The sequence below is a fragment of the Brevundimonas sp. ABV4_179 genome, assembly GCF_056311945.1.
In genome coordinates, this window is the sequence record NZ_CM149976.1 from 1,950,619 (window position 1) to 1,966,552 (window position 15,934).

General features: G+C 67.0%; 15 protein-coding genes. 3 read left to right on the forward strand and 12 right to left on the reverse strand.

The annotated features are described in order from the left end of the window. Positions 1 to 31: 31 nt before the first annotated feature. Together der and ACYX4P_RS09270 are read left to right on the forward strand one after the other, a co-directional pair. Positions 32 to 1,651 carry a ribosome biogenesis GTPase Der gene (der, locus tag ACYX4P_RS09265; protein ID WP_248121251.1) on the forward strand — a complete coding sequence of 540 codons (1,620 nt, stop codon included), beginning with the start codon at positions 32 to 34 and terminating at the stop codon, positions 1,649 to 1,651. A gap of 4 nt (positions 1,652 to 1,655) precedes the next feature. Next, positions 1,656 to 2,183: an NUDIX hydrolase gene (locus ACYX4P_RS09270; RefSeq protein ID WP_248121253.1), complete on the forward strand. Its 528-nt coding sequence runs from the start codon at positions 1,656 to 1,658 to the stop codon at positions 2,181 to 2,183. 3 nt (positions 2,184 to 2,186) lie between these two features. On the opposite strand, the gene ACYX4P_RS09275 is transcribed toward ACYX4P_RS09270, so the two are convergent. From ACYX4P_RS09275 to radA, 4 genes are all read right to left on the reverse strand, one after another. Continuing rightward, positions 2,187 to 2,939 carry an SDR family NAD(P)-dependent oxidoreductase gene (locus tag ACYX4P_RS09275; RefSeq protein ID WP_248121255.1) on the reverse strand — a complete coding sequence of 251 codons (753 nt, stop codon included), beginning with the start codon at positions 2,937 to 2,939 and terminating at the stop codon, positions 2,187 to 2,189. A gap of 74 nt (positions 2,940 to 3,013) precedes the next feature. Next, positions 3,014 to 4,519 (reverse strand): amidophosphoribosyltransferase, encoded by a 1,506-nt coding sequence (gene purF, locus ACYX4P_RS09280; RefSeq protein ID WP_248121256.1) that lies wholly within the window; start codon positions 4,517 to 4,519, stop codon positions 3,014 to 3,016. A gap of 27 nt (positions 4,520 to 4,546) precedes the next feature. Beyond that, a complete protein-coding gene (locus ACYX4P_RS09285) occupies positions 4,547 to 5,143 on the reverse strand; it encodes a CvpA family protein (protein WP_248121258.1) in 597 nt (198 codons plus the stop codon). Positions 5,144 to 5,174: 31 nt separating this feature from the next. Continuing rightward, positions 5,175 to 6,545: a DNA repair protein RadA gene (gene radA, locus ACYX4P_RS09290; protein WP_248121260.1), complete on the reverse strand. Its 1,371-nt coding sequence runs from the start codon at positions 6,543 to 6,545 to the stop codon at positions 5,175 to 5,177. Positions 6,546 to 6,738: 193 nt separating this feature from the next. Here radA and ACYX4P_RS09295 point away from each other — a divergent pair, with 193 nt between their 5' ends. Further along, positions 6,739 to 7,377 (forward strand): Yip1 family protein, encoded by a 639-nt coding sequence (locus ACYX4P_RS09295; protein ID WP_248121262.1) that lies wholly within the window; start codon positions 6,739 to 6,741, stop codon positions 7,375 to 7,377. Here the strand turns inward: ACYX4P_RS09295 and alr are convergent. From alr to rpsF, 8 genes are all read right to left on the reverse strand, one after another. Then, complete coding sequence (gene alr / locus ACYX4P_RS09300; RefSeq protein ID WP_248121264.1) at positions 7,371 to 8,432, reverse strand: alanine racemase; 1,062 nt, start codon at positions 8,430 to 8,432, stop codon at positions 7,371 to 7,373. The two genes, ACYX4P_RS09295 and alr, sit on opposite strands and share 7 nt — an antisense overlap. Before the next feature lie 76 nt (positions 8,433 to 8,508). Beyond that, positions 8,509 to 9,195, reverse strand: coding sequence for a phytanoyl-CoA dioxygenase family protein (locus tag ACYX4P_RS09305; RefSeq protein WP_248121266.1), 687 nt, complete (start codon positions 9,193 to 9,195; stop codon positions 8,509 to 8,511). 4 nt (positions 9,196 to 9,199) lie between these two features. Then, the gene (locus tag ACYX4P_RS09310) at positions 9,200 to 10,687 is read right to left on the reverse strand and encodes a replicative DNA helicase (RefSeq protein WP_248121268.1); all 1,488 of its coding nucleotides are present in this window, start codon (positions 10,685 to 10,687) and stop codon (positions 9,200 to 9,202) included. 128 nt (positions 10,688 to 10,815) lie between these two features. Beyond that, the gene (locus ACYX4P_RS09315; RefSeq protein ID WP_248121270.1) at positions 10,816 to 11,196 is read right to left on the reverse strand and encodes a hypothetical protein; all 381 of its coding nucleotides are present in this window, start codon (positions 11,194 to 11,196) and stop codon (positions 10,816 to 10,818) included. 150 nt (positions 11,197 to 11,346) lie between these two features. After that, on the reverse strand, positions 11,347 to 13,797 hold the full coding sequence (locus tag ACYX4P_RS09320) for a TonB-dependent receptor plug domain-containing protein (protein WP_248121271.1): 2,451 nt from the start codon (positions 13,795 to 13,797) through the stop codon (positions 11,347 to 11,349). A gap of 613 nt (positions 13,798 to 14,410) precedes the next feature. Then, on the reverse strand, positions 14,411 to 14,995 hold the full coding sequence (gene rplI, locus ACYX4P_RS09325) for a 50S ribosomal protein L9 (RefSeq protein WP_055754943.1): 585 nt from the start codon (positions 14,993 to 14,995) through the stop codon (positions 14,411 to 14,413). Position 14,996: 1 nt separating this feature from the next. Beyond that, positions 14,997 to 15,275, reverse strand: a complete 279-nt coding sequence (gene rpsR, locus ACYX4P_RS09330) for a 30S ribosomal protein S18 (RefSeq protein ID WP_054766014.1) — start codon at positions 15,273 to 15,275, stop codon at positions 14,997 to 14,999. A 12-nt stretch (positions 15,276 to 15,287) separates the two neighbouring features. After that, the gene (gene rpsF / locus ACYX4P_RS09335; protein ID WP_201100299.1) at positions 15,288 to 15,674 is read right to left on the reverse strand and encodes a 30S ribosomal protein S6; all 387 of its coding nucleotides are present in this window, start codon (positions 15,672 to 15,674) and stop codon (positions 15,288 to 15,290) included. Positions 15,675 to 15,934: the final 260 nt, after the last annotated feature.

The window sequence follows — 15,934 nt, forward strand, 5'->3', positions numbered from 1 at the left end:
TTTTCAGCCCGAACTAAGCTAGAAAGCCGACATGGCTCTGAAGGTCGCCATCGTCGGCCGCCCCAATGTGGGCAAGTCGACCCTGTTCAACCGCCTCGTCGGCAAGCGTCTGGCGCTTGTCGACGATCGCCCCGGCGTGACCCGCGACCGGCGCTATGCCGACGGCAACATCGGCGACATGGACCTGACGCTGATCGACACGGCGGGGTACGAGGACGTCACCGACGAAAGTCTGGAAGCCCGGATGCGCGAGCAGACCGAGGCCGCGCTGGATGACGCCGAACTGATCATGTTCATGATGGATGCGCGAGAGGGCGTGACCTCGCTGGACCGCATCTTCGCCGAGCGGCTGCGCAAGGTGCACAAGCCGATCATCCTGCTGGCCAACAAGTCCGAGAGCCGCGAGAGCGGCGGCGGCGTGGGCGAGGCGCACGGCCTTGGCTTTGGCGAACCCGTCGCCATCTCGGCCGAGCATGGCGAGGGGATGGCCGATCTCTACGCCGCCATCGTCGCCGCCTCTCAGGACATCTTCGTCGAGGAGATCGACGAGCCGGACAAGCCGATCCGCATCGCCGTGATCGGCCGCCCGAACGCGGGCAAATCCACCCTGATCAACCGCCTGATCGGCGACGACCGCCTGCTGACCGGGCCGGAAGCGGGGATCACGCGCGATTCGATCTCGGTCGATTGGGAGTTCGAAGGCAAGAACATCCGGCTGGTCGATACGGCCGGAATGCGTCGCAAGGCGCGGGTGCAGGAAAAGCTGGAGAAGCTGTCGGTCGCGGACACCATCCGGGCCATCACCTTCGCCGAAGTGGTCATCCTGATGATGGACAAGGACGACGCCTTCGACACCCAGGACCTGCAGCTGGCCGACCTGGTCGAGCGCGAGGGGCGCGCCCTGGTCTATGTGGCGTCGAAATGGGACCTGGAGGACGAGCCGCAGTCCCGCATGGCCAAGCTGAAGGGCATGGCCGAGGACAAGCTGCCGCAACTGAAGGGATCGCCCTTCGTGGCCCTGTCGTCGCACTCAGGGCGTGGGGTCGAACGGCTGATGCCGGCCGTACTTCAGGCCTATGACACCTGGTCGGTCAAGGTGAAGACCAAGGACCTGAACACCTGGCTGTCGATGGCCACCCAGCGGCACCCGCCCCCCGCCGTGGACGGCAAGCGGATCAAGCCGAAATACATCGCCCAGACCAAGGCGCGCCCGCCGACCTTCGTGCTGATGGCCAATCGCGCCGAGTCGATGCCGGAGCATTACAAGCGCTATCTGGTCAACTCGATCCGCGAGAGCTTCGACCTGCCGGGAACGCCGATCCGCTTGAACGTCAAGTCCAGCGGCGTGAACCCCTATGCCGAGGGCGGCGCGAAGTCTGGGCCCGAACGCTACAAGGGCGACGCCAAGACCGCGCCGCGCCGCGTCAAGAAGGCCGAGAAGGAAGAGGCTCTGTCCAAACTGCCCGGCAAGGCGTTGGAGCAGAAGAAGACGCGCAAGGCGCAGCCCAAGGTCCTGGGCGGCCTGAAGGCCAGCGCGTCCAAGAAGGCCGGATCGTCCGTGGCGGTCCAGAAGGGCGCCCGGGGCGGCGCGCGGCAGGTCTCGCGTTCAGGCCGGGTGCGCACGGGCCAAAAGGGCGGCGCCAAGAAGTGACGGCGTGAGCGAGGCGGCTGCGCCCGTCCTGCCTGATCGACCGACCTCGCGCTGGCTGATCGTGGACCAGCAGGGGCGGGTGCTGCTGTTCCGTTTTGACTATGCCGAGGGGCCGCTGGCCGGCACAGCCTTCTGGGCGACGCCCGGCGGCGGGTGCGAGGCCGGCGAAACCTTTGAGGACGCCGCGCGCCGCGAGCTGTTCGAAGAGACTGGCCTGACGGTCGATGATCCCGGTTCGCAGGTCGCCCAGCGCATAGAGTGTTTCCGCCTGCCTGACGGACGCATGGCGCGGGTGGACCAGCGGTTCTTTCTGTTGCGGGCCGAGGCTTTTGACCTGTCCTCGGCCGGCTGGACCGAGGAGGAGCGCACGGTTCTGGGCGAGCACCGCTGGTGGACCGCCGCCGACATTCGGGCGAGCGCAGAGACGATCTGGCCGGACGATCTGGCGGAGATCCTGAAGGGTCTGACCCAAGATCCGCCCGCCCCCGCAGCGCCATCGTCCGGGGATGAACGAAGGCGGGCAGGGACGTAGTCCTCAGATCAGGGCTTCGACCGAGGGGCCGGACCGCCATTCCTGGAACTTGATCGTCAGCGGCGGCGTCGTGTCCGCGCGCGCCAGGTCCACCACCAGGGGGCCGATCTCGGACGGGTCGGGCAGGACGGACGGGTCTTCGCCCGGATAGGCCTGGGCGCGCATGGCGGTGCGCATGCGGCCGGGATCGACGATGCTGACGCGGACGGGCGTGCTCTCGATCTCGTCGGCCCAGGCCTTCACCAGGGCTTCGGCGCCCGCCTTGGTCGCGGCGTACATGCCCCAGAAGGCCTTGGGCGCGGTCGCAACGCTGGTGGTCAAGTGGATGGCGCGGCCGGCGTCGGAGGCGCGCAGCAAGGGCTCCAGCGAGCGGATCAGGCGATAGACGGCTGTGAAGTTGGTCTTCTCGACCTTTGCGAACTCGCGCGGGTCGGCGTGCGACACCGGCGTAAGGCCCGAGGGGCCCATGGTGGCGGCGCAATGGACCCAGATGTCCAGCTTCTTGAACCGTTCGAAGATGGCGCCGCCCAGCCGGTCGATGGCCCCGCCGTCCACCAAATCGAAGGGGATCAGGGTCGCATGGCGGCCGGTGGCGGCGAAGATGGCGTCGTCCAGTTCTTCCAGACCGCCCTGGGTGCGCGCCGTCGCGATGACGTGGGCGCCGGCCTTGGCCAGGGCCAGGGCGCTCTCATAACCGATGCCGCGCGAGGCGCCGACCACGAGGGCGATACGGTCGTTCAGGGGAAGTTCGGACATGGCCGCTGATAGCGCGGCCCGCCCCTTCAAGCCAAGAGCCGAGACCTAGAGCCTGATCGGTATCAGATTTGGCCCTAGGCGCTGACCAGCAGAGACAGCTGCTTGGCGCCGAACTCGCGGCCGCCTTCCTCGATCTCGCGATCCAGCAAGCGGGTGGGGTAGTCGCCGGTGAAATAATGGTCGGTGAACTGGGGGGCGGCGGCGTTGCGGCCGATCTCGCCCATGGCGCGATACAGGCCGTCGATAGACAGGAAGCCCAGGGAATCGACCTCCAGCATCTCCCGCATCTCTTCCAGCGTCTTGTTGGCGGCCAGCAACTGGGCGCGCTCGGGCATGTCGATGCCGTAGAAGTCGGGGAAGAGAATCTGCGGGCTGGCCGAACGCAGGTGAACCTCGGCGGCGCCGGCGGCGCGCACGGCGCGGACCAGTTTCAGCGAGGTGGTGCCGCGCACGATGGAGTCGTCGATCAGCACGACCCGCTTGCCGGCCAGGGCCGACTTGTTGGGGCTGTGCTTCATGCGGACGCCCTTTTGTCGGGCGCCCTGGCTGGGCTGGATGAAGGTGCGCCCCAGATAGTGGCTGCGGATGATGCCCATTTCGTAGGGGATGCCGCTTTCCTGGGCATAGCCGAGGGCCGCCGGAACGCCGGAATCGGGAACCGGCACGACGATATCGGCCTCGACGCCCAGTTCACGGGCGAGGCCGCGGCCCATTTCCTTGCGGACCTCATAAACCGAGCGGCCGTTCACGACCGAATCCGGGCGCGAGAAATAGACGTATTCGAACAGGCAGGGTCGGGCCGCGCGGGCCGGGAAGGGCTTGAGCGAGCGCAGTCCGCTGTCGTCGATGACGACGATCTCGCCGTGTTCGACATCGCGCACGAAGGTGGCGCCCATCATGTCCAGAGCGCAGGTCTCGGACGCCAAAACCCAGCCGTCGCCCAACTGGCCCAGCACCAGCGGACGGATGCCCAGCGGGTCGCGCGCGCCGATCATCTTGGTGCGGGTCTGGGCGACCAGGGCGTAACCGCCCTCGATCCGCGCCAAGGCGTCGATGAAGCGGTCCACGATCTTGGCTTTGCGGCTGCGGGCGATCAGGTGGAGGATGACTTCGGAATCCGAGGTCGACTGGAAGATGGCGCCTTCGCTGACCAGCTGGCTGTGCAGGAACTTGAAGTTGGTCAGGTTGCCGTTGTGGGCGATGGCGATGCCGCCCTGGTCCAGATCGGCGAACATCGGCTGGATGTTGCGCAGGAAGCTGCCGCCGGCGGTGGAATAGCGGGTGTGGCCCACGGCCGCGCGGCCCGGCATCCGCGTCATTAGATCGGCGCCGCCGAAGGCCTCGCCCACCAGCCCCTGGTGACGTTCGGTGTAGAAACGCTCGTCCTTGACGCTGGCGATGCCGCAGGCTTCCTGGCCGCGATGCTGGAGGGCGTGAAGGCCCAGAGCCACGACCGAAGAGCCTTCGTCCTCGTCCGCGCCCCACACGCCGCAGACGCCGCATTCCAGACGAAGCTGATCGTCCTCCGGCTCGCGCCAGTGTTCGCGGTGGACGACGGGATCGGCGATATGGTGGCGCATCGTGGGGCTCCGATGACCGGGGGAAACTTAACGGGCGGCTTCGCGCGGCGAGTTAGGCCGTGATTGCGTCGGGGGCAAGGCTTCGTCTTCGGAAAACCCCCTGCGTACGGACGAATCGACAACGGGTGTGATGGCGTCGGCGCCGCGCCCGATGCTGGGCAGGACGATCTGGATCATCCGCGCGCCCATGGCGCTGACTGGATAGAGGGCCGCGTCGGCCAGCCAGCGGGGCGTCCGCTCGCCCGGCAGGGCCGCCGCGATCACAAGATGAACCGCTCCGATAAGGACCAGGGCGCGCACCGCGCCGATGACGAAGCCGAAAACGCGGTCCAGCACGCCGAGGTGCGGATGGTCCTTGGCGCCCTTGGACAGCATGCCGCCGATCAGGCGCAGGCCGAAATAGACCACGAAGAAGGTCAGGACGGCGGCCAGGATCGACCCGGCCCACTCGGGATCGACGAAGGCGCGGGCGACGCCGGCCGTCCAGGGCAGGGCGATCAGGGCGACCAGAGCCGCCAGGGTGGCGCTGAGGAGGGTGATGATCTCGCGCACGCCCCCGCGCACCCAGCCGGCCGCGACCGAGAACAGGATCACCACGATGGCGAAGACGTCGTATCCGGTCACGCTTGCGGGATCCTGCGGCTGCTACGCCTGCCTAATAGCGGTTCTGCGAGATTCGTTCGACCACATCCGTCAGGCGGGTCGCGGACGTCACCTTAACCCCCTTGGTCTTGGCGGTCAGGGGCGGGGCTAGAACCTGGTCGAAGCCCAGCTTCTGCGCCTCGCGCAGGCGGGCCTCGGCGCGGCCGACGCTGCGGACCTCGCCGGACAAACCGATCTCGCCGAAGACGACGCAGCCCTGGGGCAGGGAGACGCCGGTCGCCGAACTGATCAGGGCCGCCGCCGCGACGAGATCCGCCGCCGGCTCGTTGATCCGCAGGCCGCCCGCGACATTCAGATAGACGTCCTGATCGCCAAAGCCGAAGCCGCAGCGGGCCTCCAGCACGGCCAGCACCATGGCGAGGCGCCCAGTCTCCCAGCCGATCACGGCCCGGCGCGGGGTGCCATAGGCGGATTTGGACACCAGGGCCTGCATCTCGACCAGCACGGGCCGGGAGCCCTCGATCCCGGCGAAGACGGCGGCGCCCGGCGCGCGCTCCTTGCCCTCGCCCAGGAACAGGGCGGACGGATTGGCCACTTCGCGCAGGCCGCTGTCGCCCATCTCGAACACGCCGATCTCGTCAGTGGCGCCGAAGCGGTTCTTGCCGGCGCGCAGGATGCGGAAGGGATAGCCGCGTTCGCCCTCGAAGGTCATGACGGCGTCGACCAGGTGTTCGACCACGCGCGGGCCGGCGACCTGGCCATCCTTGGTGACGTGGCCGACCAGGACGATGGCGGGGCCGTCGTTCTTGGCCAGACGCACAAGTTCGCCGGCGCAGGCCCGGACCTGGGTGATCGAGCCGGGGCCGCTGTCGTGGACGTCGGACCACAGGGTCTGGACGGAATCGACGATGACGATGTCGAACTTTTCGCGCTTCAGCGTGCCCAGGATGTCGCGAAGCGCCGTCGCGGCCGCCAGATTCACCGGCGCATCGGCCAGGCCCATCCGTTTGGCCCGCGCCCTGATCTGCTCCACCGCCTCTTCGCCCGAAATATAGGCCACGCGCGCGCCGCGCAGGGCCGCCTTGGCCGCCACCTCCAGCAACAGGGTGGACTTGCCCACGCCGGGATCGCCGCTGAGCAGAATGGCCGAGCCGGGCACCACGCCGCCGCCGCAGACGCGGTCGAATTCGGCCACGCCCGTTGTGATGCGCGGCGGCTCTGGCGTGTCGGACTGCAGGGTCTCGAACTGTATTCCGCGCGTGCGGGCCGAGGCGGCGGCCGAGGGTTTGATCGCGCCTGGCGGGGCCGAGCGGCTTTCTTCGGTCAGGGTGTTCCACTGGCCGCAGCCACTGCACTGGCCCGCCCATTTGCCATGCACCGAGCCGCAGGACTGACAGACATAGAGAGCGGAATCGCGAGCCATGAGCTTCCTTTAGCAGACCGACCGATTCGCCGGCCCATCGCAGCTCATTGCCGTCCATTCACGACAAAGACGGTCGCAGAGGCAACCTTCGCCATTACGAAGTATTTGAGAATATGTCGCACGGCGCTTGCGTTGGTGAGCGACGTAACATCAGTATTCGACCCGGCTTCCTATCTCAAAGGCATTTTGATTCATGACCGATCCGACGCCCCCCTCGTCGCAACCCGCCGTCGATCCAGCCCTGACCGCCCGCATCAAGGGAATACTGCTGCAGCCCAAGGCCGAGTGGCTGGTCATCGACCGCGAGTTCGCCACGGTCAACAGCCTCTACACGCGCTACGCCATGATCCTGGCGGCCATCGGTCCGATCGCGACCCTGATCGCCAGCCTGGTCTTCCTGCATCAAGGCGTCGTCGGCGCCCTGATTCTGGCGGTTCTGTCCTATGTTCTGGGGCTGGCCGGGGTCTTCATCCTGGGCGTCATCATCAATGCGCTGGCCTCCAGCTTCGGCGCCACGCCCAATCCGGTTCAGGCCCACAAGCTGGCCGTCTATTCCTACACCGCCGCCTGGATCGCCGGTATCGCCAACCTGATCCCGGTCGCCGGCGGCCTGATCGCCCTGATCGGCGCGATCTACAGCCTGGTGCTGCTGTTCCTGGGTCTGCCGATCCTGATGAAGGCGCCGGAGGACAAGAAGGTCGTCTATTACATCGTGATCCTGCTGGCCGGCATCGTGCTGGGCGTCATCATGGGCGTGATCGTCGGCATGGTCGCAGCAGCCTTCGTGCTGACGACGCACGGGGTCGCAGCGCTCGGCGCCAGCGGCTACTGAGAATAGGCCCGCGGCACCCGCGGCGTGATCGAGGTCAGCAGCTCATAGCTGATGGTCCCGGCCGCCGCCGCCGCATCGTCCAGAAGGCGGTTCGGTCCGAACAGTTCGACCGGATCGCCCACGGCGACGTCCAGGCCGGTGATGTCCACCGCGCAGACATCCATCGACACGCGGCCCAGCAGGGGGCGCGTCTCGTCGGCGACGAAGACCGCGCCGGTGGGGGAATAGGCGCGCAGCAGACCGTCGGCGTATCCCGCCGCCACCGTGGCGATGCGGATCGAACGGTCGGCGACATAGCCCTGGGAATAGCCGACGCTTTCGCCCGCCGGCACGTCACGGACCTGAAGCACGCGCGCGGTCAAGGTGGCGACGGCGGCGATGCGCGCATCGGGCCGCCCCTCGGGTCCGCCGCCATACAGGCATATGCCTGGCCGCACCGCGTCGAAGGCGAAATCCGCCCCCAGGAAACAACCGCTGGAGTTGGCGAAGGATTGGACCGCGCCGGGATAGCGACCGACCACGCCGGCGAACAGGTCACGCTGGCGCCGGTTCATCGGATTGGCCGGTTCGTCCGCGCAGGCTAAATGGGTCAAGACCAGCGCCAGGCCGTCGAACATCTCGGGCGCATCCTCGGGGCGGAGGCCCAGCCGGTTCATGCCGGTGTCGATCTGCAAGCCGCACGTCCCACCGCCGGCCGCTGTCCAGGTCTGCATCTGGGCGGGATGGTTCAGCACCGGCCGCAGGTCGGCCGCCTTCAGAGCCTGAGCCTCGCCCTCGCGACAGCCGTCCAGCACATAGATGATCGGCCCGCCCGCGCCCTGCGGCCCCAGCGCGGATCGCAGCCGCAGCCCCTCGGCCGCGCGCGCCACGAAGAAGGTGTCGGCCCCCTCGGCCATCAGCCGCTGCGCCACGGCCTGCGCCCCCAGGCCGTAGCCGTCCGCCTTGACCACCGGATGCACCGGCAGGCCGCTGACCTGGCCCAGGGTGCGATAATTGCGGGCCAGGGCGTCCAGATCGACGGACAGGAGGGCAGGGGCGGTGATCGGGTCGCGCATCAGGCTCTTATGCGCCAATGCCGCCCTGATGGAAGCCCCGAGCGGGTGACGAGACCAGAGGGGTTGTCGATTGGACCTAGACGCCCAGCCACTGAAGGCCGCCGGGCAGATCGTCGGCGGAATAGTCGATCTGCAACACCCTGCGCCTATCAGGCGTGTCGGCGGCGTTGGAGGCATGCAGGATTGGGGTGGAGTAAAGCCAGACGTCGCCCGCCTCGGCGTCGCAAGCCACGACCCCGCACGCCTGAACGATCTCGTCTATGCGGTCGATGGGCAGGCGGCCTTTTAGGTGCGATCCCGGCGCGATCAAAAGCGGAGCGTTGCCCGCCGGCACGTGATCCAGATGAACCCTGACCGTGACCATGCGGGCCAAGAGGTCGAAAGGCGGTGCGACGTGCTGCATCCCCGCCTTGGTCGACCACGGGCCAAAGCCGGGGGTATCCTCTCGCGCCTTGACGCAGATCGTGCGGTCCTGATGCCAACCCAGCGCCCAGTTATTCGCGGCGGATTTGTCAAAGAGCACGGCGCGGACCGGACGGGCCGCTTGGCCGAGCGTCTGCGCGGCGAGAGAGCCAATGGCGCCATCCCGACCTAATGCCCCTCTTAAGGCTTTGGCGTTCTGAATGCGAACGCCGGCCTGATCCTTGGGCAGGGCGGCCAGAGCCGTTTCGATGTCATGCAGATGGTGCGAGACGGCGGCCCGGCGGCGTTCGGCGCCGTCCGGCCCCAGCGTCAGCGTGTCCGCCCGAGCGGCGGCGTTCACATCCCTATTCGTAGCTGACTTCTTCATAGCCATGCGCCAGGTTGCCGAAGCGGACGGTGTCGGCGTCGAAGGCCAGTTTGACGATGCCGATGGGGCCGTGGCGCTGCTTGCCGATGACGACCTCGGCCTGGCCCTGCAGGCGGTCCATGTCCTGCTGCCATTGCAGGTGTTCCTCGGTGCCCTCTCTGGGCTCGGCCCGGCCCAGGTAGTAGCTTTCGCGATAGACGAACATCACGCAGTCGGCGTCCTGCTCGATCGACCCAGATTCACGCAGGTCGGACAGTTGCGGGCGCTTGTCGTCGCGCTGTTCGACCTGACGCGACAACTGCGACAGGGCGATGATCGGCACGGACAGCTCCTTGGCCAGGGCCTTCAGGCCGCCGGTGATCTCGGACACCTCCTGCACCCGGTTCTTCTGGCTGTTCTCGCCGGTGGTCACCAGTTGCAGGTAGTCGACGATGATAAGATCGAGACCATGCTCCATCCGCTTCAAGCGACGCGCGCGGGCGGCCAGCTTGGAGATGGACAGGCCGCCGGTGGCGTCGATGTAGAGGGGACTTTCTCCGATCTCGACCGCCGCATCGCGCAGCTTGCCGAAGTCCGAGGCGTCGATCTCGCCCTTGCGCAGCTTGTCCGACGATACGCCCGAGGCGTCGGCCAGAATACGCATGGCCAGCTGTTCGGCGCTCATTTCCAGAGAATAGAAGGCGACGACCCCGCCGTTGACGGTCTTGCGCCCCTCCGGCGTCGGCTCCCACTGATAGGCGCGGGCCACGTTGAAGGCCATGTTGGTGGCCAGCGCCGTCTTGCCCATCGACGGACGACCGGCCAGGATCAGAAGGTCGGACGGGTGCAGACCGCCCAGCTTGCGGTCCAGATCGTTTAGGCCGGTCGCCAGACCCGCCAGCTTGCCGTCGCGCTGATAGGCTTCGGCCGCCATCTGCACGGCGCCGGACAGGGCGTGCGAGAAGCTGACGAAGCCGGACGAGGGCTTGCCCGTCTCGGCCAGGGAATAGAGGGTCTGTTCGGCCTGTTCGATCTGTTCGTCGGCGGGCGTCTCCGGGTTGGGCGCCTCCTTGATGATCTCGCCGCCGATGCGGATCAGGTCGCGTCGCAGCGCCAGGTCATAGACGACCCGCGCGTAGTCGGGGGCGTTGGCGGCGGGGGGCGCCCGGTCCACCAGGTCGGCGAGGTAACGCAGGCCGCCGAACTCCTGGAACGCGGGGTCCTGCTTGAACCGCTCCATCAGAATGGTCGGTTCGGCCAGCATGCCCTGGCGGATGTGATCCTCGATCGCGTCGTACAGACGCTGGTGGAAGGGCTCGTAGAAATGCGATCCGCGCAGGCGGTCGCTCAGCCGTTCGAACACGGCGTTGTCGAACATCAGCGAGCCCAGCAGCGCCTGCTCGGCTTCCAGATTGTGCGGCATCGAACTGACGCCGCCGGTTTCCATGGGCGAGGACGAGAAGGGCATGGGGGCGAAGGCGTTCATCGATTAACGCTTTAGCCCTCTCACACGCCTGCGTCAGACCGGGACGCCGCCAGCGTCGTGGACAGATCGTCCCGGCTGGGGACGAACCGGAATTCCTCAATGGTAGCTTGTCAGCAGAAGGTCCGCCGTTAGCGACACGGATAGTCCGCCGCCATCCATTCTCGCATCGCCTGGGTCACAGTGATGCTTCGCCGCGCTGGCGGAATGGCGTTGAAGCGGGTCAGGATCTGGTCTGGCGAGAAACCGACCTTTTCGGGCATGCAGGTGGCTGGGGGACGGCCGGCCGCCGTGGCTGCGGCTTGCTCGGCCCGCACAGTGCGAGCGGCGCTGCGGAACTCGGCCATCAGCCGGCGCGTGTCGGCGCGCAGCAGAGCCGTGGGATTCTGAGGAATGCGGTTAGCGGTGGTCACGAACTCCTGCACCGTCATGGACTGCATCGCCATGGCCTGCATGGCGTTGGCTGTTAGCGAAAGCGCCAAGGCCCCCGCCGCAATCGTTCTGATCTTCATATCGGGCCCCGTAGGTTGAAGGCGAAGCTTCACCTTTCATCTGTGGCGCAATCAGGGCGAGAGGTGGCGCACAACTAAAACGGTCCCCAATCGAAGAAAAGGGCGCTCCGAAGAGCGCCCTTTCCCGTCTGATCGTTCAGCTTCGAGCGATCACCACTTCAGCGCGATGCGGCCGTAAACGAACCGTCCGTTGAAGCCGTAGGGCGAGAAGTTGGAGAAGGGGAAGGCGCCGGAGGTGTTGTTGGCCCGTTGGATCTGGCGCGGGTATTCGTCCAGCACATTGTCCGCGCCGACCGCGAGGGTCAGGCGGTCGTTCAGGGCGTAGCGGGCCTCGACATCGACGACCAGGCCGACGCCCAGTTGCAGGTCCGTGGCCTCTGTCGCGCCCGGCGCCAGGACGTCGCCATAGCCGGTGGCGCGGAAGGTGCCGCCCAGCTTGCCGCGCGTCCAGTCGGTCTGGAACACGGTCTTCCACGGCGGGGTGCCTTCCTCGAAGCGCAGGGTGGCCTGGCGCGCGAACAGGGAGGCCGGCGTCGGCAGGATGCCCGAACGGGTCTGCGGCGTCTTGGTCACGTCGAAGTCGTTGACGTTGGCCGCCAGGGTGAAGTCCAGCGAGCCGACGTCGGACAGCACCCGGTAACGCGCGACCACATCAAGCCCCGTCGTCTCGGTGTCGACGCCGTTGATGAAGAAGCGGGCGGCGGTGGCGCCATAGGGCTGCAGCAGGTCGAAGATGGCGCGGGCGTTGCTGCCCGCCGCCGCCGTGGCGCTGCCGGTCAGGGTTTCGGACAGGATGATCCGATCCTTGATGTCGATGCGATAGGCGTCGGCCGTCAGCTCGAACGCGCCTTTGCGATAGACCAGACCCAGCGAATAGTTGGTCGAGGTCTCGGCCTCCAGCGGCGTGCCGCCCAGGGCCGCGCCCACCGGGCTGACGGACGGGAAGGTGCCGGTCTCATAGGGCACGTTGTTGATGTAGAGGATCGCCGTCTGGGTGAAATACTGCTGTTGCAGGCTGGGCGCCCGGAAGCCGGTCGAGACCGCGCCACGCACCGCGAAGGCCGGCGTGAAATCGTAGCGCGCCGCGATCTTGCCCGAGACGTTGTCGCCGAAGTCGGAATAGTCCTCGTAACGGACCGCCGCCGAGGCGGTGAAGTTCTCGAACAGTTCGCCTTCCAGATCGACATAGACGCCGACGTTGTTCCGGTCCTTGTCGACCACATTGGCGGGGGTGAAGCCGGTGAAGCCGCGCGAGCCCCAGTTAAGGTCCGTGCCGTTGACGTTGAGGAAGGTCCCGCGCTGATAGGAGCCCGGTTCGCCTGCGCCGATCTGATAGGACTCACGGCGCGCCTCCAGCCCGAAGGCGACGTTCAGCGGGCCATACAGGCCGACGTCGTAGCCGCGGCTGGCGTCGATGCCGAAGACCAGTTGATCGTAGGTCAGAGAACCCGCGTAGAACTTGGTCGGCGAGGTCGGCCCAAGCGACGGATTCAGGGTGTTTTCGGCGTCGAACCTGATCTCGTTCTTGCCGTAGCCGAGGTTGACGTCGATGTCGAAACCGCCCGCCTGACCCTTCAGACCGCCAGTGGCCGTCCAGTCCGTGGTGTCGGTCAGAATGTAGGGCAGATAGCCGTTGGGATAGACGCGGCCCGAGGCGTAGGCGGGGTTCTGGGCGTTGTCGGTCGGCGTGCGGTAGAAGGCGGCCGCCGAGGCGTCTCGCGTCTGATACCCGACCCAGCCATAGGCTTCCCAACCGGCGCCCAGCGGCTTGCCGGCGTTCAGATAGATGGCCAGATCCTCGGATTCGGGGTCGCCCTGGCCGCCGCGCACCTCGGCGGGGGTGAAGCGGGGGTCGATGTCGCTGCGGTTGGTGCGGGCGCGGTCGCGATACTCGACCGAAGCGGTCAGGAAGCCGTCGGAGCCCAGACCGAAGCCTTGCCAGCCCGCGACCGTCAGGGCCTCGCCGTCGCTGATGTCCTTGCCGCCGCCGTAGAAGCCGGTGAAGTCGGTCAGATAGCCGCCGTAGGTGACGCTGGCGCCGCCGCCGCTGGAAGCCTGGCGCAGGCGCAGGTTCAGCACCCCGGCGATGGCGTCCGATCCGTACTGGGCCGCTGCGCCGTCACGGAGCACTTCGATACGCTCAATGGCCGTTGAAGGGATGGCGTTCAGATCGACGGCGGCCGAACCGCGTCCAACCGAGCCGTTGGTGTTGACCAGGGCCGTGGCGTGACGGCGGACGCCGTTGACCAGCACCAGGGTCTGATCCGGCCCCTGGCCGCGCAGGGTCGCCGGGCGGATCGAGTCGGTGCCGTCGGTGGCGGAGGGGCGCGGGAAGTTCAGGGCCGGGACGCTGGCGGCCAACTGGGTGGCCAGTTCGGTCGAGCCGCGCTGCTGCAGGGCCTCGGCGGTGACCACATCGACGGGCGCGACGGAGTCGAGTCTCGACCGGCCCGCGACGCGGGTGCCGGTGACGACGATGTCGTCGACGTTGTCAGCCTGGGGCTGTTGCTGGGCCAGGGCGGGCGTGGCGGTCATCAGGGCGAAGGCCGAGGCCGTGATCAGCAGGGCGGAGGCGGAAGTCTGTAAGGTTGGGCGGCGCATCGAGAGAGTGTCCTGTTATTGGTCTTGGCGCGTGAGCTTTTGAGGGATGGCCTGGAGGCGACATCGGGCGTGCGGCGGCAGAAAAACTGCACGAAGACGTGGCTTGGACATTCAGAGTTCCCCAGGACGACAAGCGCGTCGCCCAATGTTCATGGCCATATCGGGGCGGATATGGGGCGGGTCAATCCGCCCGCCGGGCCATGTTTGCTGGTCGCAGCGTTCAGAAAATCTAATCCCTCGAGCAGGGCTTTGGCGATGCCGGCGTGCGGCTGACGGTATGCTGAGCATGGCGCGAATTCTGTGACCTCCAGATCCGTGTCCAACGAACCGTCCAGTTTCCCTTAGCGAGCAAGCAATAAGGATTCCGGGCAAAAAATTACCAGGCAGATCGTTTGGGGCGATCTTCGACGAAGGTGTCGTTCGCAAAGGCGCGGCGTCAAGGTTGTTTCGTGCGTGTCACGGCACCGTCGGCGCGAGTGGCGAACAGTGTTGTAAACTTGTCATCCTGTCGTTCGCGCATGGTCTGGCGTGGTGCGCACAGCAAAAAGGGCGCGTCCCGTGCGGAACGCGCCCTTGATGTCTTCACCGATCCGGCCCGAGGGCCGGGCAGGGATCAGGCTTCGTCGCCGAAGCCTTCCTGTTGACCGGCGCCGCCTTCGATCAGCTCCTGCGCCGATTGCTCGGCGGCCTGGCGCTCGTCGTCGAACTGGCTGCGGATCACGTCCTCGCCCTTGGCTTGGCGCTCGGCCTCGTCCATCGAGCGGGCGATGTTGATCTTGACCGTGGCGCGGACCTCGGCGTGCAGGCGAACCGGCACTTCGTGGACGCCCAGGCTCTTGATCGCCGTGTTCAGGACGACCTGCGAGCGCTCGACCTTGCCGCCTTCGGCCTGGATGGCCTCGGCGACGTCGCGACCGGCGACCGAACCGTACAGGTGACCGGTTTCACCGGCCTGACGGATCATGACGTAGGTCTGGCCGTCGATCTTGTCGGCGACCTTCTGTGCATCGGCCTTGTTCTTCTCGTTGCGCTGCTCGATGGCGGCGCGGTCGAGTTCGAACGCCTTCAGGTTCGCGGCGGTGGCCCGGCGGGCCTTGTCGCGCGGCAGAAGGAAGTTGCGGGCGAAGCCGTCCTTGACGGACACGACGTCGCCGATGGCGCCGAGGTTCTCGACGCGTTCCAGCAGAACGACCTTCATCTTACTTCACCACGTACGGCAGGAGGGCCAGATAGCGGGCGCGCTTGATGGCCTTGGCCAGTTCGCGCTGCTTCTTCTGGGAGACGGCGGTGATGCGCGAAGGCACGATCTTGCCGCGTTCGGAGACGTAACGCTGCAGCAGCTTGACGTCCTTGTAGTCGATCTTCGGCGCATTGGCGCCCGAGAACGGGCAGACCTTGCGGCGGCGATAGAAGGGGCGGCGGCCGGCCGAGCCGGAGCCGGCCGGGGCGCCCGGGGTCGGGGCGGTGGTGTCGGTCATGTTCCGGGTTCCTTATTCGGCGTCGGCGGCGGCGTCTTCGCGCGGGGTGCGCTCGCGCTCACGCTCGCGTTCACGCTCGCGGCGGGCCAGCAGCGGCGACAGTTCCAGGTCGAGTTCCTCGACGCGGACGGTCAGCCAGCGCAGCACGTCTTCGTTGATGCCCAGCTGACGCTCGACTTCAGCCATGGCGGCCGGAGGGGCGTCGACGGCCAGCAGCGAATAGTGAGCCTTGCGGTTCTTCTTCACGCGGTAGGTCAGGTTGCGCAGACCCCAGTATTCGATCTTGGCGACCGAGCCGCCACCGGCGACGATCAGATCCTTGATGGTGTCGTTCAGCGCTTCGGCCTGTTGCGCCGAGATGTCCTGGCGCGTCATGACCGTGTGCTCGTAAAGAGCCATGCGGTAGTCTCCCTTGTGGGCGTCGGCGCGGAAACGACCGGGTAAGTCGATCTCCACGATGGCTCCTGGCGCGGCGGCCGGACCGAACGTCCAACCCTTTGGTGCTCCACGTCAGGACCGAAGCCCTGGAAAGGCGGGGCCTATAGGGGAAAAGGGGCGGGGAGGCAAGGATGGCGGCGCCGACGAGGTGAAAAGTGCTAGTGAGCGAAGGGGTGAGCGACAGGTTTGATCAGCTCACCTCTGGCTCACTAGCACTTTTC